At 66.1% G+C, this 25,164-nt stretch carries 19 protein-coding genes and 3 tRNA genes; 8 read left to right on the top strand and 14 right to left on the bottom strand.

The features are described from left to right. Both hpt and ACOYJQ_RS11065 read right to left on the bottom strand, forming a co-directional pair. Complete coding sequence (gene hpt, locus ACOYJQ_RS11060; protein ID WP_433458423.1) at window positions 1-543, bottom strand: hypoxanthine phosphoribosyltransferase; 543 nt, start codon at window positions 541-543, stop codon at window positions 1-3. Next, a complete protein-coding gene (locus ACOYJQ_RS11065; RefSeq protein WP_433458425.1) occupies window positions 540-1,826 on the bottom strand; it encodes a UbiH/UbiF family hydroxylase in 1,287 nt (428 codons plus the stop codon). Before ACOYJQ_RS11065 ends, hpt begins: the two co-directional genes overlap by 4 nt. Window positions 1,827-2,114: 288 nt before the next feature. On the opposite strand from ACOYJQ_RS11065, the gene ACOYJQ_RS11070 reads away from it, so the two are divergent. After that, window positions 2,115-3,086: a quinone oxidoreductase family protein gene (locus ACOYJQ_RS11070; protein ID WP_433458427.1), complete on the top strand. Its 972-nt coding sequence runs from the start codon at window positions 2,115-2,117 to the stop codon at window positions 3,084-3,086. A 92-nt stretch (window positions 3,087-3,178) separates the two neighbouring features. On the opposite strand, the gene ACOYJQ_RS11075 is transcribed toward ACOYJQ_RS11070, so the two are convergent. From ACOYJQ_RS11075 to rimP, 12 genes are all read right to left on the bottom strand, one after another. After that, a complete protein-coding gene (locus ACOYJQ_RS11075; RefSeq protein WP_433458429.1) occupies window positions 3,179-4,336 on the bottom strand; it encodes a hypothetical protein in 1,158 nt (385 codons plus the stop codon). Between the two features lie 304 nt (window positions 4,337-4,640). Beyond that, window positions 4,641-5,693: a lysylphosphatidylglycerol synthase domain-containing protein gene (locus tag ACOYJQ_RS11080; RefSeq protein ID WP_433458431.1), complete on the bottom strand. Its 1,053-nt coding sequence runs from the start codon at window positions 5,691-5,693 to the stop codon at window positions 4,641-4,643. 70 nt (window positions 5,694-5,763) lie between these two features. Then, window positions 5,764-5,991, bottom strand: coding sequence for a hypothetical protein (locus ACOYJQ_RS11085; protein ID WP_433458433.1), 228 nt, complete (start codon window positions 5,989-5,991; stop codon window positions 5,764-5,766). After that, window positions 5,988-6,302 (bottom strand): hypothetical protein, encoded by a 315-nt coding sequence (locus tag ACOYJQ_RS11090; RefSeq protein WP_433458435.1) that lies wholly within the window; start codon window positions 6,300-6,302, stop codon window positions 5,988-5,990. Before ACOYJQ_RS11090 ends, ACOYJQ_RS11085 begins: the two co-directional genes overlap by 4 nt. Before the next feature lie 151 nt (window positions 6,303-6,453). Next, on the bottom strand, window positions 6,454-8,613 hold the full coding sequence (gene pnp, locus ACOYJQ_RS11095) for a polyribonucleotide nucleotidyltransferase (protein ID WP_433458437.1): 2,160 nt from the start codon (window positions 8,611-8,613) through the stop codon (window positions 6,454-6,456). 540 nt (window positions 8,614-9,153) lie between these two features. Beyond that, window positions 9,154-9,423, bottom strand: a complete 270-nt coding sequence (rpsO, locus tag ACOYJQ_RS11100; RefSeq protein WP_433458439.1) for a 30S ribosomal protein S15 — start codon at window positions 9,421-9,423, stop codon at window positions 9,154-9,156. A 29-nt stretch (window positions 9,424-9,452) separates the two neighbouring features. Then, window positions 9,453-10,520 (bottom strand): tRNA pseudouridine(55) synthase TruB, encoded by a 1,068-nt coding sequence (truB, locus tag ACOYJQ_RS11105; protein ID WP_433458441.1) that lies wholly within the window; start codon window positions 10,518-10,520, stop codon window positions 9,453-9,455. After that, complete coding sequence (gene rbfA / locus ACOYJQ_RS11110) at window positions 10,495-10,947, bottom strand: 30S ribosome-binding factor RbfA (RefSeq protein WP_433458443.1); 453 nt, start codon at window positions 10,945-10,947, stop codon at window positions 10,495-10,497. The genes truB and rbfA overlap by 26 nt, the downstream gene beginning before the upstream one ends. 131 nt (window positions 10,948-11,078) lie before the next feature. Beyond that, window positions 11,079-14,204 (bottom strand): translation initiation factor IF-2, encoded by a 3,126-nt coding sequence (infB, locus tag ACOYJQ_RS11115; protein ID WP_433458445.1) that lies wholly within the window; start codon window positions 14,202-14,204, stop codon window positions 11,079-11,081. A gap of 26 nt (window positions 14,205-14,230) precedes the next feature. Beyond that, window positions 14,231-14,992, bottom strand: coding sequence for an RNA-binding protein (locus ACOYJQ_RS11120; protein WP_433458447.1), 762 nt, complete (start codon window positions 14,990-14,992; stop codon window positions 14,231-14,233). Between the two features lie 19 nt (window positions 14,993-15,011). Next, window positions 15,012-16,637 (bottom strand): transcription termination factor NusA, encoded by a 1,626-nt coding sequence (gene nusA / locus ACOYJQ_RS11125; protein WP_433458449.1) that lies wholly within the window; start codon window positions 16,635-16,637, stop codon window positions 15,012-15,014. After that, on the bottom strand, window positions 16,634-17,374 hold the full coding sequence (rimP, locus tag ACOYJQ_RS11130; protein WP_433458451.1) for a ribosome maturation factor RimP: 741 nt from the start codon (window positions 17,372-17,374) through the stop codon (window positions 16,634-16,636). The genes nusA and rimP overlap by 4 nt, the downstream gene beginning before the upstream one ends. A 367-nt stretch (window positions 17,375-17,741) precedes the next feature. On the opposite strand from rimP, the gene ACOYJQ_RS11135 reads away from it, so the two are divergent. From ACOYJQ_RS11135 to ACOYJQ_RS11165, 7 genes are all read left to right on the top strand, one after another. Beyond that, window positions 17,742-18,119, top strand: coding sequence for a TIGR02300 family protein (locus ACOYJQ_RS11135; protein ID WP_433458453.1), 378 nt, complete (start codon window positions 17,742-17,744; stop codon window positions 18,117-18,119). 117 nt (window positions 18,120-18,236) lie between these two features. Beyond that, window positions 18,237-18,312, top strand: a tRNA-Ala gene (locus tag ACOYJQ_RS11140). 104 nt (window positions 18,313-18,416) lie between these two features. After that, window positions 18,417-18,492, top strand: a tRNA-Ala gene (locus ACOYJQ_RS11145). A gap of 916 nt (window positions 18,493-19,408) precedes the next feature. Next, a complete protein-coding gene (locus ACOYJQ_RS11150) occupies window positions 19,409-22,882 on the top strand; it encodes a DUF4214 domain-containing protein (RefSeq protein ID WP_433458455.1) in 3,474 nt (1,157 codons plus the stop codon). A gap of 240 nt (window positions 22,883-23,122) precedes the next feature. Next, window positions 23,123-23,200, top strand: a tRNA-Pro gene (locus tag ACOYJQ_RS11155). Window positions 23,201-23,290: 90 nt separating this feature from the next. After that, window positions 23,291-24,322 carry an FUSC family protein gene (locus tag ACOYJQ_RS11160; RefSeq protein ID WP_433458457.1) on the top strand — a complete coding sequence of 344 codons (1,032 nt, stop codon included), beginning with the start codon at window positions 23,291-23,293 and terminating at the stop codon, window positions 24,320-24,322. Window positions 24,323-24,511: 189 nt separating this feature from the next. Further along, entirely contained in the window at window positions 24,512-25,126 is a 615-nt protein-coding gene (locus tag ACOYJQ_RS11165) for an HAD family hydrolase (RefSeq protein WP_433458459.1), read from the top strand. Window positions 25,127-25,164: the final 38 nt, after the last annotated feature.

Genomic DNA, 25,164 nt, shown 5'->3' on the forward strand with positions numbered 1-25,164 from the left:
TCAGCTCCCGTGCTTTTCGATGACGCCGATATACGGCAGTTGGCGGAAGGAATGGGCGGCGTCCATGCCGTAGCCGACGACGAACAGGTCGGGACAGGTGAAGCCGACGAAATCGGGGTGGATCACGGTGGCGCGCTTGCCGGGCTTTTCCAGCAGCACGGCGGTCAGCACCCGCCGCGCGCCGCGCGCGACCAGCAGATCCTTGGCGAAGGCGAGCGTGCGGCCGGATTCGAGGATATCGTCGAGCAGCAGCACGTCGCGGCCCACCACGTCGCTGTCGATATCCCGGACGATATTGACGGTGCCCGACGACACCAGCGCCTCCTTGTAGCTGGAGAGCTGGATGAACTCGACCTGCGGCGCGAGGCCCGCCCGGTGCAGGGCGCGGATCAGATCGGCCGCGAACATGAAGCTGCCCTTCAGCACCGCGACGACCAGCAGGTTACGCGGCCGCGCGGCCGCGATCTCGCGCGCGACTTCTTCGTTGCGGGCGGCGATGGCGGCCTCGTCGAACAGGGGCCTGATGCGCACGGACTGGTTCATGCCTGATTCCGGTGTTGGTCGAGCGCGGGAGATACCACGTCGCCGCCGCCTTCTCCAGCCCTGCCGCGCGGCGCGCGACGCATCTGGCGCGGCGTGCCGAGTCCCGGCGTCAGGCCCTCGCGCATCACCATCCGCCGCAGCGGCGCGATGAGGCCGAGCGCCAGCAGGCCCGCGCCGCGCAGCAGGTCCGCGGGCAGCATGTCGGCGAGCAGGGTGCGGTTCAGCAGATCGATGGCCCCGGTGCGAAGCTGCGTGTCAGCCGCCCGCCCGCGCCCGAAGCGCGCCAGCACCTGCGCCGCGCCGATATCCTCCGCCCTGTCGCGTGCATCCGCCACCGCGTCGCGCAGCGCCGCCCCGTCGCGCAGGCCCAGGTTGAGCCCCTGCGCGCCGATGGGCGGGAAAACGTGCGCCGCCTCGCCGATCAGCACGAGCCGCCGCGCCGTCAGCGGCGAGGCGCTCATGCCCGACAGCGGCACCGCGCCGCGCGGCCCGGCGACCTGCATCGCGCCGAGCAGGCTGTGCGCCTCGTTCTCCACCGCGCGGGCGAAGGATGCGTCGTCCAGCGCGGCGAGGCGCGCCGCATCCTGCGGCCGGTTGACCCAGACGAGGCTCGACAGACGCCCCGGCAGCGGCACCAGCGTGAAAGGCCCCGCGCGCGTGTGGAACTCGGTGGAGGCGCCGCCGTGATCGCGTGCATGCGACAGAATCGCTGTGACGGCCGTCTGCGGATAGGCCCAGGTGCGCGTGCCGATGCCCGCCGCGCGCCGCAACGTCGACTGGCGGCCCTCGGCCCCGGCCGCGAGGCGGGCGGTGATTCGCCTGCCGTCGGCGAGCGTGACCGCCGCCGCCGTGTCATCGGCGGCGAAGCCCGCCGCGCGGGCCGGGAAGAGCGCGAGCCCGGCGCGCGCGCGCGCCTCCTCGGCGAGGTGGGCGACGAGCTTCGTGTTCTCGATATTGTGGCCGAAAGCGTCGAGACCGATCTCGCGCGCATGGAAGGTGACGGGCGGCGGGCGGAACAGGCTGCCCGTCGCGTCGACGATTCGCATCTGCGTCATGGGCGCGGCGTCGGGCGCGATGCGCTCCCACACGCCGATCGCCTTGAGAAAGCGCACCGAGCCGTCGAGCAGCGCCACGGTGCGCCCGTCGCGCGGCACGCCCGCCTCGCCGACGAGGGCGGTTGCGAAGCCTTCGTTCGCCAGCGCGATGGCCGTCGCCAGGCCGGCAGGACCGGCGCCCGCGACAACGATGTCGAAATCGTGCGCCACACCGGAATCCGTCGCCATGGATCTCTCCCTGTGCCGTGCCGTCCGCCGCGTGCACGTTATCCGATTACATAGAGCGCTTTCCGATCAAATGGAATTACCAGATCGACACGAATGGGCTCAAAACAGGGAATCGCGGTGCGTCGGGACGCGCCGGGCGAAACGTTTGCGTCGATGTGCGCTGCCGCACCGGCGCCCCGCGGCAAACCGGTTGGCATACGCACGGACACCGGCATACTCTTCCGGAAGTTTGCCGGCGCTTGCCGTTTCGCCTTTCCGTCACGAGAAGCAATCCAGGGAGCATTTCAATTGAGCGCGATCGTCGTACATGCCTATGGCGGCCCCGATGTGCTGTCGTTCGAGCCGCTTGCGGTTCGTCAGCCGGGGCCGGGAGAGGTGCTGGTGGCCAACCGGGCCGTGGGCGTCAATTATATCGATACCTACGTCCGCTCGGGCGTCTACAAGGTGCCGCAGTTTCCCTTCGTGCCCGGTGACGAGGCGGCGGGCGAGGTGGAGGCGGTGGGCGAGGGCGTCGACGAATTCGTGCCCGGCGACCGCGTCACCTACACGAATCATCTCGGCGCCTATGCCGAACGCACGGTCGTGCCGGCGAAAAGCGTTCTGAAGCTGCCGGGCGCGATCGGTTTCGAGACGGCGGCGGGCAGCCTGCTCAAGGGCCTGACGGCGGAATACCTGCTGCATCGCACCTTCCGGGTCGAGCCCGGCCATACGGTGCTGATCCATGCCGCCGCCGGCGGCGTCGGCCTCATTCTCACGCAATGGGCGAAGCATCTCGGCGCCACCGTCATCGGCACCGCGGGTTCGCCCGAGAAGGTGGCGCTGGTGCGCGCCAACGGCGCCGATCACGCCATCGACTACAGCCGGGAGGATTTCGTCGCCCGCGTGCGCGAGATCACGGAAGGGCGGGGCGTCGATGTCGTCTATGACGGCGTCGGCAAGGCGACGTTCCCGGCCTCCCTCGACGCGCTGAAGCCGCTCGGGCTGTTCGTGAGCTTCGGCAACGCCTCCGGCGTCATCGAGGCGTTCGACATCCTGCTCCTCAGCCGCAAGGGATCGCTCTTCGTCACCCGGCCGACGCTGGGCACCTTCACGTCGCAGCGCGATGTTCTGCTCGCACAGGCGGAAAACCTGTTCGGCGTCATCGAGAGCGGCAAGGTGCGGATCGCCGTGAATGCCCGCTACCCGCTGAAGGACGCGGCGCAGGCGCACCGGGCGCTGGAGAGCCGCACGACCACGGGCGCGACGATCCTGTTGCCATAAGGCGCCTGTCGATCGGATGGAATCATCTGATCGACAGGAATGCGCTCATGATCAAAACCTCGCCGGCGATTGCTGCCGGCGCGGCTTCCCGTTCAGGTGCGATCGTCCATCGGAATGCTGGCATCGGGCTGCGCCGTCTCCGTCGCCTCCTTTGCGCGTTGGAACAAACTTTCGTCCAGTTCCCGCAATCTCCGGGACAGCGGCTTGATGTAATGGGACGTTTCCTCGCTCACCTTGTAACGTTCGCCGACCTGGCTCCAGCCTGCGGGAATGTACCGGGACTGCGCTTTTTCCGCCAGAACGTCGCCGATGGCGTTGATATGGACGACGCGCACGTCCGCCATACTCTTCCCCATGGCGCGCCGGAAGTGGGCCAGACGTTCGATGAGATAGGGAGACAGCGCCATGGCGTCGAAACAGGTCGTTTCGGTGCCGTTGAGGATGCCGGCGTACTGCGCCAGCCCGCCGCCCAGCGAGTTGCCGGTGACATGGACCCTGGCTTTCCTCTCGCTGACCTGTTTGCCTTGCTCGCTCCGCTCGATGACGGCCTTGACGAGATCGCCCGCCCGCCTGAAAATGCCGACATCGACGCCGAACATGCCCAGGGTGGCGAAGCCCATGGTGGCCGCGCTGCGGACGCCGTTGAAAGCGACGAGTGTCTCGCCGTCGTCGCGCGTGAACACATTCACCCGGACGGGAAGTTTGAAGCTTCGGATGAGTTCGTCGTAGCTCGCATCCCGCCGCCAGCCATCCACTTCGTTCCCGTCGATCCAACTGTCATCCGTCGTCTGCGACAGGATATCCGCCAGCGGCGCGACACGGTGAACGATCTCCTGATGCTCCGGGTTCTCTTCCGACAGAACCCGCTGCTTTTCGCCGCGCGTCTTCCAGCCGTCTTCGATCAGGTCCACCGACTTCTTGAGCAGGCGGTTGTCCACCAGCGAAACCGGGATACCGACAGCGCCGCCGATGATGCCGAGCAAGATCTTGCCCGTGTTGATCGTCAAACGCTCCACTGCCGTGACAGCCGTCCCGGCGAGATCGCCGGTGCCTCTCAGCAGAACGCCTACCCCGCTGACGGCTTTGCCCGTATATCTCGCGAAGCGGTTCGGCGAGGCTTCGAGATGGTCGCCGGCCCCGGCGATCAAGGCCCCCGGAACTCTTAGCAGCGCTCCGGTCAGGAAGCCGAGGGATGCCTTGCCTCCGCGTGTCGTGAAACGGCTCGCATCGACGGGGGAAGAGGACGGCAACGCCGTGCAACTTTCATCGGACGTATTCCGGACATTGGACAAGCTGTTTTGTTGCGAGAACGGGAGATTTACATGCTGTGCGGAAGTCTGGCCGGCGCTGCCGGTGTGAGTAGCGCCTTGTTCCGGGTATGACACGGGCCCGCTACGGCCAAGTATGGGTTTGACCATGGCAATATCCTCTGAAAAACATAAAAAATAAACCGCCGCAAAATACTGCGGATGCTTTCGGGAATCAATCGAAATGCCACGGGGCAACCCGCCTGCATTTTCCGCTCCGGCCTGTTTCCTCTCTCGCTTGTTTCCTCTATGGCTGGTGCCCGCGCGGCTTCCTGTTGATGCGCGACCATCCGCCGTGCAGTCCGAGCAGGATCAGCGCCAGCACGAAGGGGATGAGGTAGTAGAACAGGCGGAACATCAGCACCGCGCCCAGCACTCCCTCGCGCGACAGATGCGAGAGCGCGATCAGCATCGTCGCCTCGAACACCCCGAGCCCGCCGGGCGAGTGGCTGATGATGCCCAGCATGCAGGCGAATACGTAGATCGCCAGAAAAGTCTCGAAGCTGATGTTGTGGCCGCCGGGCAGCAGCACGAACAACACCGCCGCGCTGGCGCAGACATCGCCCGCGCCCAGCAGCGTTTGCCCCAGCGAAAGCCGGAAGCCCGGCAGATCGAGCCGCCAGCCGCGCACGATCACGGCGCGGCGCTTCAGCGACACCCAGACGAAATAGCCCGCCAGCGCCGCCAGCACGCCGATGCCGGCAAGCTCGATGATGGACGGGCGCAGGTAGAGGATGGCGCTCAGGGCCGGCGCCTCCCGGAACAGGCTCCACGCCAGCACGCAGCCCATGCCGAGCCAGAATGTGATGCCGGCGATGATGGTGAGCGAGGCGATCTTCCAGGCCTTCAGGCCCGTCGGCGAGTAGATCCAGTAGCGCACCGTCCCGGACGTGACCACGGGAAAGCCGAGCGTGAAGCTCACCGCATAGCTCGTGAAGGAAGCGAGCGCCGTAATGTGGTAGGCGATCCGCTCGCCCAACTGGCGCAGCGCGAGAAAATCATAGCCGGTCAGCAGGCCGTAGCTCACAAGGGTGAACAGCGCGGCGAGGCCGATCTGGCGCAGGCTCGCCGATTTCAGCGCCTCGCGCAATTGCGCCGCGTCTACCTCATGCGCCAGATGCCACAGCGCCACGAGGGCGGCGAGGAAGATGCCGGCGCTGAGCAGCGCGCCCAGCATCTGCCAGCGCTGCCGGCGGCGGATCAGCGCCTGCGCCCGCTCGCGCCGCCGCTGCGAATCCGTCAGAGCCTGCGAAACCGGGGCGTCGGAGGAGCCGTGCGGATCTGAAACCTGCGGATTCATTCGTATTCCACCTGCGAACCGCCGGCAGGGAGCCTGTGGCGTCGTTGAGATCGCTATTTCCTTGAGCCGCTCACCGTCCGCCGTCGCCATTGTCCGCCGGATCGTGGCGAATACGCGGCGGCGCATCGGTCCGGCGGTGAAACGCAAGGTCGATCACCGCTTCCACGCGCACCAGCCGGCGGTCGATGTCGATGGCGAGATTGGCGAGTTTTTCGACCTTTTCACCTTGCTGGCGCACGCGCTCCTCGATCAGGATGATGGAGCGGATCGCCGCCATCGCATCGCGCAAGGCGCTCACGCCGCCTGCCCCTTCGCCTCTTCCCTGGCGGAGAAATAGGCGAGCGCCGCGTCGAGCGCCGCATCCGTGCGATCGAGCTGGGAGAGGGTCGCCGCGCGCGAGGCATGGAGCGCTTCCAGCAGCAGTGCCAGTTCCCGCTCTTCCTCCTCGCGCCGCTGTTGCGCAGCCGCTTGCGACGGGTCGAAACAGTGCAGGCTGCGGCGCACGTATTCGGCGGTGGATATGCCGATTTCGCGCGCGCGCGTCTCCACCCGCCGCTTGTCCTGCGGCGAGATGGGCACGATCAGCCGCTCGGATGCGAGAACGCTCATGGCCGCCTCCCGACGATGAGCATGTCCATGTCCATGTCCATGTCCAAGTCGATGTATAACTAGGCTGCCGGCGTTCCGATTGCAAGCGGCATAAAGCCCCCGGCCGGGCAGCGGGCTTCGGCCGGGGGCTTCGCGTCATGCCGGGCGGCGGTCAGTCCTCCTGCCCGCCGTTGCCGTTCTTGCCGCCGTTCTCGGCCTTCTGCTTCGCCTCGAGATCCTCGCCGGTTTCCTGATCGACGACCTTCATCGACAGGCGCACCTTGCCGCGATCGTCGAAGCCGAGCAGCTTGACCTTGACCTTTTGGCCTTCCTTGACGACATCCGTCACCTTGTTGACGCGCGTGGCGGCAAGCTGGGAGATGTGGACGAGACCGTCGCGGGCGCCGAAGAAGTTCACGAAGGCGCCGAATTCGGCCGTCTTGACGACGGTGCCCTCGTAGATGGCGTTCAGTTCCGGTTCCGCCGCGATGGAGCGGATCCAGTTGATGGCGGCCGTGATCGACTTGGTGTCGGAGGAGGCGATCTTGACGGTGCCGTCGTCGGCGATGTCGATCTTGGCGCCGGTCTTCTCCACGATCTCGCGGATGACCTTGCCGCCCGAGCCGATGACCTCGCGGATCTTGTCCTGCGGGATCTTCAGCGTCTCGATGCGCGGGGCGTAGGCGCCCAGCTCGTTGCGGGCGGAGGTGAGCGCCTTGGCCATCTCGCCCAGGATATGCAGGCGGCCGCCGCGCGCCTGGTCGAGCGCGACGCGCATGATCTCCTCGGTGATGCCGGCGATCTTGATGTCCATCTGGAGCGCGGTGATGCCCGCCTCCGTGCCGGCCACCTTGAAGTCCATGTCGCCGAGATGGTCCTCGTCGCCCAGGATGTCGGACAGCACCGCGTAGCGCTCGCCCTCCAGGATGAGGCCCATGGCGATACCGGCGACGGGGCGGCGCAGCGGCACGCCGGCGTCCATCAGCGCCAGCGAGGTGCCGCAGACGGTGGCCATGGACGACGAGCCGTTCGATTCGGTGATCTCGGAGACGGCGCGCAGCGTGTAGGGGAACTCGTGGTGCGCCGGCAGCAGCGGATGCACGGCGCGCCAGGCGAGCTTGCCGTGGCCGATCTCGCGCCGGCCGGGCGAGCCCATGCGGCCCGTCTCGCCGACCGAGTAGGGCGGGAAGTTGTAGTGCAGCAGGAAGGTTTCCTTGCGGGTGCCTTCGAGCGAATCGATGAGCTGCTCGTCATCGCCGGTGCCGAGCGTGGCCACCACCAGCGCCTGCGTCTCGCCGCGCGTGAACAGCGCCGAGCCGTGGGTGCGGGGCAGGAAGCCGACCTGCGCCAGAATCGGGCGCACGGTCTTCACGTCGCGTCCGTCGATGCGGATGCCGTTGTCGAGGATGTTCCAGCGAACGATCTTCGCCTGCACGTCCTTGAAAACGCCCTTGATCTTCTCGGCGTCGAAGCGCGGGCTCTCGCCCCCGGCCAGCGCATCGAGCACCTTGGCCTTCGCGGCGTCGACGGCGGCGTAGCGCTGCTGCTTGTCCACGATCCGGTAAGCGGCGCGCAGATCCTCTTCCGCGGTTGCGAGCACCGCCTTCTCGATCTCCGAAACATCCTCGGAGGCGATATCGCGCGGGTCCTTCGCGGCCTTTTCGGCGAGGCGGATGATGGCGTCGATCACGGGCTGGAAGCCCTTGTGCCCGAACACGACGGCGCCGAGCATGACTTCCTCGGACAGCTCCTTCGCTTCCGATTCCACCATCAGCACCGCGTCGCCCGTGCCGGCGACGACGAGATCGAGGTCGGTGTCCTCGCGCTGGGCGATCGTCGGGTTGAGGATGTATTCGCCCTTGGAATAGGCGACGCGCGACGCGCCGATCGGCCCCATGAAGGGCACGCCCGAGAGCGTCAGCGCGGCCGAGGCGGCGACCATCGACACGACGTCGGGATCGTTCTCCAGGTCGTGCGTCAGCACGGTCACGATGATCTGCGTGTCGTTGCGCCAGCCGTCCACGATGAGCGGGCGGATCGGGCGGTCGATCAGGCGCGAGACGAGCGTCTCATGCTCGCTCGGGCGCCCCTCGCGCTTGAAGTAGCCGCCCGGAATGCGGCCGGCGGCATAGGCCTTTTCCTGATAATTGACGGTCAGCGGCAGGAAGTCGATGCCGGGCTTGACGTCTTTCGCGGAAACGACGGTGGCGAGCACGGTCGTCTCGCCATAGGTGGCGAGCACGGCGCCGTCTGCCTGACGGGCGATGCGCCCGGTTTCCAGCGTCAGCGTCGTGCCGCCCCAGACGATTTCCTCGCGTTGAATATCGAACATGTCTGTCTCTCTTGCTCTGCCGCGTCGCGCGGCAAGTGTGCTCGGGCGCGTGACGACGGACATCCCTCGCGCCCTCGGGTCGGAAGGCCATGAGCAAGACGGCGGGAGGCTCCGGCGAAGCCCCCTGCGATCCTGCCATGGCCGTCTTCCGGCGAAACCGCAACGCCCCCTAACAAACAGGCGTTGCGTGAAGATTGTGCGACCGCCGCCCGGTCGCGACGCATCGGCGGACCTTTCGGGCGAGCGGTTCATCCGTGACGATTCCGGCAAAGGCGATATCGCCGCGCGCCGGGAATGGCGTCTAAACAGGGAAGGGGAGCATTTCCGCGAAAAGCGGAAACGCTCCGGAATGCCGGGGCGCGAGGCGTCCCGGATGTTTGGAGTGCTTCTGTTCTGAACAGAAACAGTCCGGCTTCTATCCGCGGCTGAAGAAGCTTCGCTTTTTCAGCTTTTCGCTTCAACCGAAACGAGAAAACTCCGGGCCGTCATCGCGCGCGCAATGAATGCGATCGCACCTTGCCGGCGGATCGCCGCTGCGGGTCAGCGGCGGAGGCCGAGGCGGCCGATCAGCGTGCGGTAACGGTCCTCGTCCTTGCCCTTCACGTAATCCAGCAGCTTGCGGCGCTGGGACACGAGCTTGAGAAGGCCGCGGCGGGAGTGGTTGTCCTTGGCGTGCGTCTTGAAGTGCTCGGTCAGGTTGACGATGCGCTCGGTCAGGATGGCGACCTGCACTTCCGGCGATCCGGTGTCATTGGCGACGCGGGCATATTCCGTGACAAGCTCCTGCTTGCGCTCGGGAGTAATCGACATCGGGTTTCCTTTCGTTGTTGGCGGGCGCGTCAGTGCGCGCCGCTGAGGTTGAAGACGCGGCGGGCGACGATCTCCCCCGCTTCCAGATCCGCCACGGCGACGAGTCGTCCCTGGCAGGTCACGGCAAGCGGGCCTTTGATGATCGGTGCATCCCGTCCGCGCAGGAGTACGGTCTGGCCTCTTGCGAGCCGGACCGCGTCCGCCCTGCTGACGGCCAGCGCCGGGATGTCGTCCAGCGCGGTCTCAACGGGCAGAAGTACTTGCGGCAACAAGGCCAGGTCGATCTCCTGATCGCCCCCCGCCTGGCCACTTTCGGGCTTATGACTCAATTCCTGCAACCTCGCCAGCGAAATCGTGCGGTCGAGGCGGAACGGCCCCACGCGCGTGCGGCGCAGGGCGCTGACATGGCCGAAGCAGCCCAGCTCCCGGCCCAGATCGCGCGCGATGGCGCGCACATACGTGCCCTTGCCGCATTCGGCTTCCAGCACGCTGGTGTCGTCCGTATGCTCCACGAGGCTCAGCCGGTCGATGATGACGGGGCGCGCGTCCAGTTCCACCACCTCGCCCTCGCGCGCCAGATCGTAGGCGCGTTCGCCGTCGATCTTGATGGCGGAAAAACGCGGCGGCACCTGCATCAGCTCGCCCGTGAAGCGCGGCAGCATGGCCTCCACCGCCGCCCGGTCTGGACGCAGGTCGCTCTGGCGCGTGACCTCGCCTTCCGTGTCGTCGGTGGTGGTTTCCGAGCCCCAGCTCACGTTGAACGTATAGGCTTTGCGGCCGTCCATCACGTAGGGCACCGTTTTCGTGGCCTCGCCCAGCGCGATCGGCAGAATGCCGGAAGCCAGCGGGTCGAGCGTGCCGGCGTGTCCGGCCTTGCGGGCGTTGAACAGGCGCTTGATGACAGCTACCGCGTAGGTCGACGTCATGCCGACCGGCTTGTCGAGGATGAGCCAGCCGTTGACGTCGCGCTTGCGCCCGCGCGATTCGCCATGCGGGCGCTGCCGCGCGCCGCGGGGCTGGCGCTCGCGCGCCGGGGCCTCGGCGTCCATTCCCGTTCGTGCCGGCCCTTCCTCAGCGGTCATGATCGCCGTCGTCATCGTCTCTGCGGTCCTCGTCGTCCAGTGGTTTCGCGGCCGCCGGTTCTCCGGCGGCCCGGCTTGTGCGCAGCAGGCTGTCGATATGGCTCGCCTCGTCGAAGGATTCGTCGAGACGGAAGCGGATGTCGGGCGCATAGCGCAGGTTGATGCGGTGCGCGATCTCGGTGCGCAATTGCCGGCGATTGCGCTCCAGCGCCGCCAGCACGGGCGCGGAATCCTTACCCCCCAGCGGAATGATGTAGGCCGTGGCGAGGCGCAGATCGGGCGACATGCGCACTTCCGGCACGGTGATGACGTGGGAGGCGAGCACGTCGTCGTGAATCTCGCCGCGCATCAGGATTTCGGCAAGGGCATGGCGCACGAGTTCGCCCACGCGCAAGCCGCGCTGGCTGGGGCCGGAGCCCGCTTCGAACTTTCTTCGGGACATATGTTTCGCATCCCCCGGAGTCGGACCGGGGCCTTTCTTATGGCTGCAATGATTTCAATTGAAGGGGAGGGGAAAAACCCCTCCCGGAACCGGTGTCACGGCGCGCAGCGGGATTCCTCGCTCGCCGGGCGTTACAGCGTCCGGCGGATTTCCTCCACGGTGTAGCACTCGATGACGTCGCCGGGGCGCATGTCCTGATAGCTCTCGAACGACATGCCGCACTCCTGCCCCGCGACGACTTCCCTGGCGTCGTCCTTGAAGCGCTTGAGCTGCGACAGCTTGCCTTCGTGGATCACCACGTCGTCGCGGATGAGGCGCACCTGCGCCCCCCGCTGCACCACGCCGTCGGTGACGAGGCAGCCCGCCACCTTGCCGACCTTCGAGACGCTGAAGATCTCGCGGATCTCGGCGTTGCCGAGCGTGTGCTCGCGCAGGGTGGGGGCGAGCATGCCCGACATCGCCGCCTTCACGTCATCCACCAGGTCGTAGATGATGTTGTAGTAGCGGATCTCGATGCCGGCGCGCTCGGCCGATTCGCGCGCTTCCTTGTTGGCGCGCACGTTGAAGCCGATGACCACCGCGCTCGACGCTTCCGCCAGCGTGATGTCCGATTCGGTGATGCCGCCGACGCCCGAGTGAATGATTCGCGCCGCGACCTCGTCGTTGCCCGCCTTTTCCAGCATGCCGACGATCGCTTCGGCGGAGCCCTGCACGTCCGCCTTGACGACGAGCGCGAACTCCTTGCGGCCGGAGCCTTCCTTGAGATCGCGCATCATGTCGGCCAGCGAGCGGGCCGCCCCCGCGCCGCGCACCGCGGCAAGCTCGCGCTTGCGGCGGATGCGGTATCCGGTGATCTCGCGCGCCCGCGCCTCCGATTCGACGACAGCCACCCGGTCGCCGGCTTCCGGCGTGCCGTTGAAGCCCAGCACCTCCGCCGGAACGGACGGGCCGGCTTCCCGAATCTGCGCGCCGGTGTCGGCGATCAGCGCACGCACGCGGCCCCATTCGGCGCCGGCGACCACGATGTCGCCGACCCGGAGCGTGCCGCGCTGCACGAGGACCGTGGCCACGGGGCCGCGGCCGCGGTCGAGCTTGGCCTCGATCACGGTGCCCTCGGCGGAGTGTCCGGCGTTCGCCTTCAGCTCCAGAATCTCGGCCTGCAACTGGAGACCCTCCAGCAGCTTGTCGAGATTGGTGCCGACCTTGGCGGAGACCTCGAATTCGAGTGTCTCGCCGCCCATCGATTCGACCATGACGCTGTGTTGCAGCAGTTCCGTGCGCACCCGCTGCGGGTTGGCGTCCGGCTTGTCGATCTTGTTGATCGCCACGATCATCGGCACCTGCGCCGCGTTGGCGTGGTTGATGGCCTCGATCGTCTGCGGCATCACGCCGTCGTCGGCCGCCACCACCAGCACCACGATGTCCGTGACCTTCGCGCCGCGTGCGCGCATGGCGGTGAACGCGGCGTGGCCGGGCGTGTCGATGAAGGTGATCTTGCCGCCGAGCGGCGACGTCACCTGATAGGCGCCGATATGCTGCGTGATGCCGCCGGCCTCGCCGGACACGACATTGGCATGGCGAATCGCGTCGAGCAGCGACGTCTTGCCGTGGTCGACGTGGCCCATGATCGTGACCACCGGCGGGCGCTGCTCCAGATCGCCCTCGGCGTCGGGCGTCGCGTCGAACAGGCCCTCTTCCACGTCCGATTCGGCCACGCGCTTGACGGTGTGCCCGAGTTCCTCGGCGATGAGCTGGGCGGTGTCGGCGTCGATCACGTCGGTGATCTTGTGCATCTGGCCCTGCTTCATCAGCAGGCGAATCACGTCGACGCCGCGCTCGGCCATGCGCAGCGCCAGCTCCTGGATGGTGATCGTTTCGGGAATCACCACCTCGCGGATGATCTTTTCCTTCGGCTCGACGGCCTGCTGGCCGCGCATGCGCTGCTGCCTGCGGCGGAATGCGGCGACGGAATGCGTGCGCTCGCCGTCGTCGCCGGCCGTCGCCGCCGTTACCGTCAGGCGGCCGCGGCGCTTCTCGTCGCCGGCGCCCTTGGCCGGGCGCGCCGGCGGCAGCGCCGGGCGCGCGGGTGCTCCGCCGCCGGGACGGCGTGCCGAACGCGCGCTGTCGCCGTCTTCTGCCGCTGCCGCGACGCGTCCCCGCGCGGGCGCGGGTGCTGGCGCGGCAGCGGCCGGCGTGCCGCCGGCGGTCCGCCGGGGCGGGGCCTGATCGGTTGCCGGCCGTTCCCGCGTGCGGGGGGCAGCCGGCGCGGCGGCCGTTTGTCCGGCATCCGCGCCGAGACGGCGGCGCGCTTCTTCTTCCGAGCGACGCTTGAGTTCTTCTTCCTGACGGCGGCGCTCTTCCTCCTCGCGCTTGCGCGCTTCGGCGGCCTCACGCTCGATCTTCTCGCGCGCCTCGCGCTCGGCGCGCAGCTTCGCTTCCTCGATGGCGCGGCGGCGCTCTTCTTCCTCGCGCTTCCTCGCTTCGGTCAGCGCGTGCATGCGCGCATCGCGTTCCTCGTCCGTCAGCGTCCGCAGCACCACGCCGGAACCGCCGCGCTGTCCGCCTCCCGAGCGACCTCCGGGGCGACCGCCGCCGCCCGCGCGGCCGCCGGGGCCGCCCTGACGCCCCTGCGGCGCCGGCGGTGTCCGCACCGGATTGGCGGGCGCGGGGGCGATCCGCGCCGGCGGTGCCGACTTGGCGGGCTGTGCGGGTTTGGCAGGCTGCGCCGGCGTGGCGGGCTGCGCCTGTGCGGCGGCGGGCTCCTTCCGTGCGGCGGCGCTTCCGGTGTCGGCTTTCGCCGCCGGAGCGGGCGTGGCGACGGGAGCGGCCGGCGCGGACGCATCGGGAGTTGCCGGGACGGGCGCGGCCGGCTTCGTTTCGGTGGCGACGGGCGCAACCGGCTTCACTTCAGCCGGGGCGGAAGCCTGCGCGGCTGCCGGCTTCTCCGGGACGGCGGCCGTCACGGCCGGCTTCGTTTCCGCGACGGGCGCGACCGGCTGCGGCGCGGGAGGCACGGCGGGCGCCGCCTTCGGCGCAGGCGCGGGCGCCGCCGCAGCGGGCGCAGGCGGCGTCTCCTTCGTTTCACCGGCAGCGGGCGCGATCACCCGGCGCTTCACCTTTTCCACCACCACGGCCTTGCTGCGCCCGTGAGAAAAACTCTGGCGCACGACGCCCTGTTCGACAGGGCGCTTCAGCGTCAGCGTCTTCGATGGCGTCACGCTCAGCGTCTTGTCGTTCGGGTTCTTGGTATCGGTCATTCCGTCGGTGTCCTGCGCCTTCGCGTTCATTCTTGCCCCATGATCGCCTCGTCGTCCGGCTTCCCGCCGCGCTCAGGTTCCTCGGAACCCGTTTCCGCTGCGGCGGAAGCCTCGCTGGGAGGCGTCGAAAACCCTGTCGTGGAATAACGGGCCAGTCTGTGCCAGCGCGTCATAAAACCGTCGCTTCCCGATCCGGCGACAAGAGCTGCATGTATCACATGTGTGCGCCCCAAAGCCAAATCCAAATGCGAACCCTCAAAACAATCAATGACCGGAACGGCATCCGATCGTTCATTGTGGCCGCGGCGCAACGCCTGCGCCAGTTTGCGGCGACCGTCCGGCGCCGCTTCCCGCGCGTGGATGAGCGCGGCGATGACGGCCTTGCCTTCCGCGGCGGCGAGCGCCTCCACCTTGCCGAAGCCCGTCACCACGGCTCCCGCCTTGTTGGCGAGCGCCAGCGCCTGCAAGGCATCCCGGCGCAGCAGCGCCTCGACATCGTCGGCCAGCGTGGCGGAGACCTTCACGCCCGCCTTCAGGCCGCGGGCGAAGGTCTTGCCGCGCGCGGCCGCGGCAACGGCCTCGCGCGTCGCCTCGATCCAGACGCCCCGCCCCGGCAGGCGGGCGCGGATGTCGGGCACCACGGTCCTGTCCGGTGCGGCGACGAAGCGAATCATCGCCTCTTTCGCCATCGGCCGGCGCGACAGGGCGCAAGTCCGGCTGTCTTCGCGCCGGCTGTCTTCTTGCCGGCTGTCCTCGCCCGCCGGATCGTGCCTTTCGGATCGTGGCAAACCCGCTCCCTCCGCCTCGTTACGCCTGCCCGGCGGCTTCGGCGTCGGCGGCGTCCGCCGCCTCGCCGTCGTCTCCGCCATCGACGGGCTCGGGCGCCTCGATCCAGCCGGCCGCCACGCGCGCGGCTATGATCATGTCCTCGGCTTCCTGGCGGGAAATCTCGAAGCCGTCGAGAATGCCCTTGTGCCGGGTGACGTCGTGCCCCTTGCGCTCCGACCACCCGGCCAGCTCGTCCGTCGCGCAGCCGGCCAGGTCTTCCACGGTGCGGATGTCGTTCTCGCCGAAGGCGACGAGCATGGGCGTGGTCACGCCGTCGATGGCGCGCAGTTCGTCCGCGACGCCGAGCTCCTTGCGGCGCGCATCCTGCTCCGCCTCGATGCGCGCCAGATAACCCTGCGCGCGCGACTGGATCTCGGCCGCCGTGTCCTCGTCGAAGCCCTGGATCGCCGTCAGCTCGCCGAGTTCGACGAAGGCGATTTCCTCGACGGACCGGAAACCCTCCGATGCCAGCAATTGACCGACCACCTCGTCGACATCGAGCGATTCCATGAAGATGGCCGTGCGCTCCGCGAATTCCTTCTGGCGACGCTCCGATTCCTCGTGCTCGGTCAGGATGTCGATGTCCCAGCCCGTGAGCTGCGAGGCGAGGCGCACGTTCTGGCCGCGCCGGCCGATGGCGAGCGAGAGCTGCTCGTCCGGCACCACGACCTCGATGCGCTCGGAATCCTCGTCCAGCACCACCTTCATCACTTCGGCCGGTTGCAGCGCGTTGACGATGAACGTCGCCGCGTCATGCGACCAGGGAATGATGTCCACCTTCTCGCCCTGCAATTCCTGCACCACGGCCTGCACGCGCGAGCCGCGCATGCCGACGCAGGCGCCCACCGGATCGATGGAGGAATCGCGCGAAATCACCGCGATCTTGGCGCGGGAGCCCGGATCGCGGGCCACCGCCTTGATCTCCACGACATTGTCGTAGATCTCCGGCACTTCCTGCGCGAACAGCTTCGCCATGAACTGCGGATGGGTGCGGGAGAGGAAGATCTGCGGCCCGCGCGTCTCGCGGCGCACGTCGTAGACATAGGCGCGGATGCGGTCGCCGGGCCGGAAAGTCTCGCGCGGAATGAGTTCGTCGCGGCGCACGATGGCCTCGGCGCGCCCCATGTCGACGATGACGTTGCCGTATTCCACCCGCTTGACCGCGCCGTTGACGATCTCGCCGATGCGGTCCTTGTATTCCTCGTACTGGCGGTCGCGCTCGGCCTCGCGCACCTTCTGCACGATCACCTGCTTGGCCGACTGCGCGGCGATGCGGCCGAAGTCGAACGGCGGCAGCGTGTCGGAAATCGAATCGCCGATCTGGGCCGCCGGATTGTGGCGGCGCGCGTCGATCAGGCTGATCTGCGTCGCCGGGTTGTCGAGATCGGCATCGTCGACGACGAGCAGGTGGCGCGACAGGCGCAGTTCGCCGGTGCGCGGGTCGATTTCCGCGTGGATGTCGGTTTCCGCCCCGTAGCGCGAGCGCGCCGCCTTGGCAATGGCGTCCTCCATCGCCTCGATCACGATGGCGCGGTCGATGGCCTTCTCGCGCGATACGGCGTCGGCGATCTGCAGAAGCTCAAGCCTGTTGGCACTGACGGTCATCCGCCACTCCTTCCGTGGGTTTTGCCGAGGGTCTTGCTGTCGGCGCCTGCTTTCCCGCCCCTGGGCGCGCCGGACTTCTTCCTGCCGGCGCCGGGGCCGGAGGGGCCGGGCGGGGCGGGCGTATTGTCGTTGTCGGCGTCTTGCGGGAGTTCCTCGTCGGCGGAATCGGCCTCCTCCTCGCGGGCGGCGCGCAGCGCTTCCCTGACGAGCGCGTCGGTCAGCACGAGGCGCGCCGCGCCGATGTCGCGCAGGGGCAGCGCCGCCACCGGGTCCTCGCCGTCCGCCGCGTCGGGCAGCTCGATGAGCGCGTGATCGTCGCGCACGCCCCGCAGGATGCCGCGAAAACGCTTGCGGCCGTTGAGAGGCAGCGCAAGATCGATGCGCGCCTCGTGGCCCGCCCAGCGGATGAAGTCGCCGGCGCGCACGAGCGGCCGGTCGATGCCGGGCGAGGAAATCTCGAGATTGTAGTTGCCGTCGATCGGGTCTTCGAGGTCGAGCGCCGGCGACACGGCGCGGCTGACGGCCTCGCAATCGTCGACGCTCATGCCGCCGTCGGGCCGCTCGGCCATGATCTGAACCGTGCAGCCGGCCTGTGCCGTCACCTTGACGCGCACCAGCCGATAACCGAGATCCACCAGCACGGGCTCGACGATCGCAGCCACCCGCGCGGCCACGCCGGTTTCGGTCGTCAGCCGCCGATCCTGCTGCGCGTGGTGAGAATTGTCAGTCGGTTCCATAGGCTCTCGTCAGGGGTTTTCGTCAAAAGGTTTTCTCAGAGGCCGGCACGGCGATGACGCCGATGGGGCAATGCGAAAAAGAGCGGTTCCGGCGGAACCACTCATCCTAACAGCCCATATGAACCATCTGATGTGATGGCTCAATATAGTCCAGCCCGTCCTGCGGCGCAAGTGCTGATTCGTCGCCCGCCGAAACGCGCCGCGCGGCGCTCGGGTCAAGGCCGCGCAATGCCGGTCGGCGGCCGCGGCCATCCTTGCGAGCCGGGGTTATCGTTATGAATCGCGTCGCGGGTGCTATTTCGATTTGACATGCGTCGCCAAGCCGATTAACGGGATCGCTCCGTATTTATCTGGAGTGACAGCGACCGTGGCGAAACCGGAACTCGGCACGAAGCGCCAATGCCTGAGCTGCGGCGCCAAGTTTTATGATCTGAACAGGGATCCTATCCTGTGTCCGAAGTGCGGCGCCCCGTTCCAGGCGTCTGTCGTGCGCCCCGTGCCGGCGCCCGCCAACGACGTGGATGACGACGAGGCGGGACTGGAGACGGAAGCCGTCGATCTGGTTTCGCTCGATGACGTCGCCTCGCAGGAAGACACGCCCGAATCGGCGGGCGATGACGACGATATCGACCTCGGGGAGGATCTTCCCGACGACGAGGAGACCTTCCTGGCCGATGAGGACGAGGAAAACGACGACGTTTCCGGCCTTATCGACGGGGATATCGACACCGAGGAGGAAAATTGACGGTGTTTTGCCAGCATTCGAGGCTTGAGCCGGACGAGAGTTGGCGCTATAGAAACCGCTACTGATTCTTCAGCGGTCGGTAGCGCGGCGCTTCCCAAGGTGCCGCGCGTTTCAGTTGGGGTCATAGCTCAGTTGGGAGAGCGCTTGAATGGCATTCAAGAGGTCGGCGGTTCGATTCCGCCTGGCTCCACCAGTTTCCCCTCGGTTTCGTGCGCAAGGGCGTTCGAAGTCGATGGATGTAGGCGCCTGCTTCTGGCGCGTCTGTTGAGAGGGCAAGCGGGAAACCGCATGCTTGATGGGGTCATAGCTCAGTTGGGAGAGCGCTTGAATGGCATTCAAGAGGTCGGCGGTTCGATTCCGCCTGGCTCCACCAAATTTCCCTCTTTTTAAAGACAAGTTTCTCTCGCTTTAGAATCAAGTCCCGGCTGCCGGATGCGGCCGTGTTTCTCGCGGCATGCCGGTTCGTTCGCCCGCCGGTTCGGGAATCTGCCGATCCCTTTCCATATTATTTAATGTCACGGCGCCGCTCTTGACGATGCGGATTTCGGCCGTGATCGCGGGGCGTCCTGTTTGCGCCGCTCTCCGGGCCGCGATCCCGGCGAACGATTTGGCATGCCCGTCGCCCGCGTCGAGGGCGATGGCGCGGATGTGCGCCGGATGCGGCATTCAAGCAGTAATTTTCAGACGCAATCATACACTAATTATCATAGTCATTGTCTCCGGCGGCCATTTTCATTCGTTAAATCTGCGTTCGAAAAGCTGTTTAAGGCAGTTTGGCGTACTTTTTCTTTTGAAAACATCATGAACTTTACGACAAAAAAGCAATCAAAGCCTGCATAAAAATTAATATAAACGCTCAAATTTAGTTCAATAATATCATATTCAGACAATTATATATAATATATTTAAATAAACATGTATTATTATTTTATATAATATAAATATATAATGATAGGAAGGTGGATTCATTGCGGATATCGTTATGTATATTTCATCAGATACGTTTCAACTATGAATGTCATTTTTAACAAATGAAAGTACGAGATATACATTTTACAGAATTATATTGTAGGGTGTTAAGCTTTTTTTAACTGGTTTTTATGTGGTGCAAATCCGCAACATGGCGATAGTTTCATGACAAAAAAGTCTTGTTTTCTGATTTTCGGCGTAGTGGGTGCGTGCGGGTCGTTGCGTGGCGGCGCGAGTATGGGGTATAGCAGTTCACTAAGGTGCGAGGCAGCTTCGGTCTCGCCGATGCGCCTTTGAACATGAGAAAGAAGGGATCCGTCATGGCTCTTACCGAAGATCAAGTGAAAGACCTCTACGCGAACATCGTTCGCCGTGAGCCCAATGCTCACGAGCTCGCCGCCGGTCTGAACAGCACCGATACGGCGCTGACGAACACTCTCATTTCGCAGGCGCAGGCGGACGTTGTTCCGTTCATCTATCTCTATCAGGCCGCGTTCAACCGTATCCCGGACGCTGCGGGCCTTGATTACTGGGTTTCGGAGTACCGCTCCAACTTCCCGGCGCTCAAGCTGTGGGACTACACCGCCAAGTTCGTCGATTCCGACGAGTGGGAAGCCCAGTTCGACGACATCCTGCCGCAGGCCAAGATCGAGCAGCTCTATCAGAACGTGCTCGGCCGCTCGGGCGACGCTGAAGGCATCCAGTTCTGGACCGAGCAGCTCGTGACCGGTCAGAAGACGCTGACCGACATCCTTTACGACTTCTCGCAGTCCGTCGAGAACAAGCAGAACAACGGCGCCTCCGCCGCCAACCTGCTCGCCCAGCTCGGTTCCGGCGATGCCGAACTCGGCACCGGCGCTCCGCTGTCCGACTTCGCTCCCGCCGACCCGGTTCCGGGCGCTGCGGTGCTGACGACGGGCGTCGACGTCAAGACGCTGGCTGTCGGCCAGGAAGTCGTGGGCAGCACGACCACCTACACCGACGGCGACGCCATCACCGGCACGGCCAATAACACGGCCACGCTGACGCTGAACGGCGCCATCTCCTACCAGGGCGTTCTGGAGAACGTCGACAACGTCGTCCTGCGCTCGCAGAGCGGCACCGAGGTCAACACCTCCGGCTGGACCGGCACGAAGAAGATCACGCTCGACAAGGTTGTTGCCAACGTCGCCCTGCGTGACCTCCAGTCGTCCGACACCCTGGTCAACATCGTCGACGCCAACAAGGCCGACAAGAAGATCGAGCTGACCTACGACGCGCAGGGCATCTCCGAGAACGGCGCCAACATCGGCGTGCGCGAGACCTTCGCCGCCATCAAGCTCGGCGTCGAGACCAGCGTCGATGCCGCGATCAAGACGATCAACGTCGCGATCAACGACGTCGCCGGCAAGAACTCCACGCTCGCCGACCTCGAAGGCCACAAGACCGAGACGCTGAACTTCACGGGCGGCTTCACGGGCGGCAAGTTCACCATCGTCGACGCTCTCGACGAGACGCTGACGAAGATCGACGCTTCGACCGTCAAGTCCGACCTGGACCTCGACACGTCCAAGACCTTCACCGCGCTCCAGGCGCTGCTCGGCGAAGGCAACGACGTGCTGAAGACCGGCGACACGCTCGGCACCGGCGACGTCTATGACGGCGGCGCGGGCAACGATCGCATCGTCACCGACTTCGCGTCGATCAACGATCCGAACCGTACGCCCACCATCCGCAACGTCGAGACGCTGGAAGCCTCGTTCCAGGCTGCCGTGCAGCTCAACGGCACCAACATCGACAAGAACCTCGCGACGATCGACCTCAATGCGTCGGCTGCCCGCGCGGACTTCAACTTCTTCAACAACGGCCTGAAGACGGTCAACGTCAAGGGCGCCGCCGCTCAGGGCCTCGAAGTCGACTACGACGGCAAGGAGTTCGCCGAACTCACCGTCAACTTCAGCGCGAGCGCCGGCAACGCCGGTAACAAGGCCGCCCTGCGCGCCATCAACGCCGATACGGTTGCCGTGAACTTCCTCGCCGGCGCCACGCTCGCCAACGGCATCCAGATCGACGACGACTTCTCCGGCCGCTTCACCGAGAAGCTCGACATCGTGAACAAGTCGACCGGTAATGCCGTGGTCGGCAACCACTTCGGTACGGCTGTCGTCGACGGCAACACCGTCAAGGAGTTCACGGTCAAGACCGAGAAGGACGGCGACCTCCAGGTCGGCAGCTACAACTACGCTGCTCTCGCCGAGGCCACCAAGCTTCAGCACCTGGTCGTCGAAGCCGCTTCGAACAGCATCGTCGACCTCGGCGCCATCGGTACCGCGTGGGACAAGACCGACCGCGACGCTGCGGATGACCTCGAGACGGTTGTCATCAAGGCCGCCGACTTCGCCGAGATCCGCTCCTACGGCATCGACGCCGACGACTCCAACGGCCAGGGCAACAGCGCTGCCACCGTGACGAGCCTCGACGTGACGGGCGGCCGCAGCTCGCGCATCGAGCTCAACGGCAGCACGAACCAGCTGGTCGTCGATCGCTACCTCACCTCGAACATCAAGCTGTTCGGCGCGACCGTGGATGCTTCGGGCTACAACTGGCTCCAGGCCGCCTCGATCGGCGTGCTGAACATCGACTCGAAGGGCGTTGTCGACGGCAGCGTCACCGAGACCGCGACCGCCAAGGGCCAGACCGTTGCGCAGTTCAAGGACCTGATCGGTCTCGACCTCGAGGCGCAGTCCAACGGCGTCATCAACGTCAAGAGCGGCCAGGTCACGGGCTTCTGGTTCGAGGACGAGGTGGTTTCGACCATCGACGCTTCGGGCGCCGGCACCGCTGCCAAGCACTTCGTCACGGCCAACGGTTTCGACGCCTACTTCGGCGCCGATGTCGCGGACGCTGTCGGCCTGACCAACCAGATCGACTACTCCTTCGCGGTTCTGACCACGCCGAACGCCGACGCCGGCTTCTCGTTCAACGGCTCTGCCGGCAACGACTACGTCGTCGCCACGCACGCCGCTGACGTGCTCAAGGGCAACGCCGGCAACGACTTCCTCATCGGTAACGGCGGCAACGACGTTCTCGAGGGTGGCGAAGGCGCCGATATCCTCGTCGGCGACAGCCTCGAGGCGACGCACGGCATTCGGCTGGTGCTCGCTGACGTCAGCAGCAGCGACAGCAACTACGGCTCCAACGGTGCGGGCACCTACGCTGTCGGCAACGACACCATCGACGGCGGCGCCGGCAACGACATCATCATCGGCGGCGGTCAGCTCGCCGGCGGTCGCGACATCCTGACGGGCGGCTCGGGCAACGACAAGTTCGTGTTCAACTTCGACGCCAACCATCAGGGCGCTTACAGCGAATCCGGCAAGTCCACGTTGCAGAACGACGTTGTGTGGAACGATGTCATCACCGACTTCACCACCGCCGGCGACCAGATCGTGATCGACGTGACCAACCCGGTCAACGATTACGTCATCGCGGTGTTCAACGGTCAGGACATCTCCTTCACCGGTAATCTGACCGAGGTGAAGCCGGTTACGGTCATCCTGCGCGTCGGCCAGTACAACGAAGACGGTTCGTTCAACTACGTCGAGAACGGCCCTGACGTGCAGGCCCTGTTCCGCGCCGAGGGCGAGCTCTTCGCTCCTTCGCTCGGCAACGGTTCGTTCGCGGAGTTCGTCGCCAACCAGTTCGTCGGCACCAACGGCGGTTCGGCCTACAACTACGCGGATCACGAGATCGCCCTGCTCGGCGCGGCCAAGACCCTTGGCAGCCTCGACCTGAACGATATCGTCTTCGTCTGATCCTCGAAGACGGCATCGGGAAAATATCCCTTCTTTCAGGGGGCCCCGGCGTACGCGCCGGGGCTTCTTTTTTTGCCGTCTTCGTCACGGGAACGGCGATGGCGGTGGCGGATCTATCGAGATGTGGATTTCTTGGGGCGCCACGGAAGAAGCCGTTCGTTTCCGCTTGCGTTCCTGCGCGGAGTTTTCTAAACACCAGCAGATGAACAGCCCGTTGCGGGTGGTGATTCCGTCTGGTCGCGGAGCGTAGCGCAGCCCGGTTAGCGCACTAGTCTGGGGGACTAGGGGTCGTGGGTTCAAATCCCGCCGCTCCGACCATTTTTTCCGATACAAGCCGATCTTCCCGCCGATAAGACCGTTGCTCCGCCGTGCCGCGCCAGAGAACGGCCCGTCAGGACAGGAGGACGCATGTCGCACGGCATCATTCTGAACACGCTCTCGGACAGGATTCGCGCCGCGTGGCGGGACGCGGCGGCCGCGGCTGCGGCGGGTGGAATCGCCTGGACGCTGGCGGTCTGGCTCTTCGGCAACAGCCGCCCGCTTTTTGCCGCCGTCACCGCCATCGTCTGCCTTGCGCCGGGACTGCCGAATCACGGGCGGCAGGCGGTCGGCCTCCTGATCGGCGTGGCCACGGGCATTCTCGTCGGCGAAGCCGCGCTCCTTCTTCCGGAGGGAATCCTGATGCCGGCAGGGCCGTCGCTGCTGCGGATGACATCGGCGACCTTGCTTTCCATGCTGATTGCCGTCTCCTTCGGCCTTGCGCCGGTGGTGGCGATTCAGGCCGGCGTCTCGGCCGTGATGGTGCTCTCCCTCGGCCCCGCCGATGCCGGGCTGCTGCGGCTGGAGGACGTGGCGCTGGGGGTCACTGTCGGCCTCGTCTTCAGCCAGATCCTGATCACGCCGGATCCGGTCCGTCAGATCGACAAGGCGGCTGACGGCTTTCTGATGCAGCTTGCGCGCGCCTTCGAGGCGGCGGCGGAGGCGCTGGAGCTGCGGGACGCGGCAAAGGCCGAAGCGGCGGTCGGGGACATTGCGGCGGCTCACGACAGCCTGATCAATCTCGGCACGGGCATCGACCTCGCCCGTCAGGCGGCGCGCTGGTCGGTGCGCGGGCGACTGGCGGAGAGCGCCGTTTCCGGCCGCGCCGCCCGCTACGATCGGCATGCCATCCGCCTTTATTCCTCGGCGTTGTTGTTCGGCGAGGCGATTGTCGGCGCGCTGCGCAACAGCCCCGGCCCGGCTCCGGCGGGTATGCGGGAGGCCGCGCTGGAGACGGCCCGGCGCTGCGCCCGTCTCGCGGAGGCCGCGCCGATTCCGGGGCCGCTCTATCGCGCTCGCCCGTCGTTGTCGGATGCGGACTGGCACGAGGCCGCGGTTCATCTGCGGTCGGCGTCCGATGCGCTGGCGGCGCTGGAGGAACTGGAGCGTCCGCATGCCTGAAAAGGAGGCACTTCCGCGTTTCGCAGAAAGGTGGAAATGCCGTACCGTGCGCTGCTTTGAAAAAGGCAGGCCGGGCATGCGTCCGCGCGGCGCGCGCGGGCTTCGGTCGCACGGGATTGTCATGAAGAATGCGGCGAAGCGCGCTACTCCATGCGTGCTTTGAATCGACCGGCTCTTGAGGAATCAACCATGGCTGACAGGATCGACCATATCGTCTTCGACATCGGCAAGGTGCTGATCCATTACGATCCGGCTCTTCCTTTCCGCCGCATCATTCCCGATGAAGAGCGGCGCCGCTGGTTCTTTCTCAATGTCTGCACGATGGAATGGAATGTGGAGCAGGATCGCGGCCGCTCGTGGGCGGAGGCCGAGGCGCTGCTGATCGCGAGCCATCCCGAATACGCGGAGGAAATACGCGCTTTCCGCATGTATTGGCACGAGATGGTTCCGTATGCCTATGACGGCACGGTCGCCATTCTCGAGGATCTGATCGCGCAGGGGCGCGATGTAACCATGCTGACCAATTTCGCCGCGGACACCTTTGTCGAGGCGCGCGAGCGGTTTCCCTTCCTCAACCGGCCGCGCGGCGTCACCGTTTCCGGCGAAGTCGGTCTGATCAAGCCCGATATCGCGATATACGAGCGTCATGCCCGCGACTTCGGCCTCGCGCCGGCGGCCACGATCTTCGTCGACGACTCCTTTCCGAATGTCGAGGGCGCGCGCGCGGCCGGCTGGCAGGCGCTGCATTTCACCGGCGCGGAACGGCTGAAGGCCGATTTCGCCGCGCTGGGAATATCCGTCTGATCCGTCGCGGCGGGAGGAACTGCCGGTCGCCAAACGCC

Origin of the sequence: Pseudochelatococcus sp., from assembly GCF_050946405.1 — a bacterium.
Lineage (GTDB): Bacteria > Pseudomonadota > Alphaproteobacteria > Rhizobiales > Beijerinckiaceae > Pseudochelatococcus.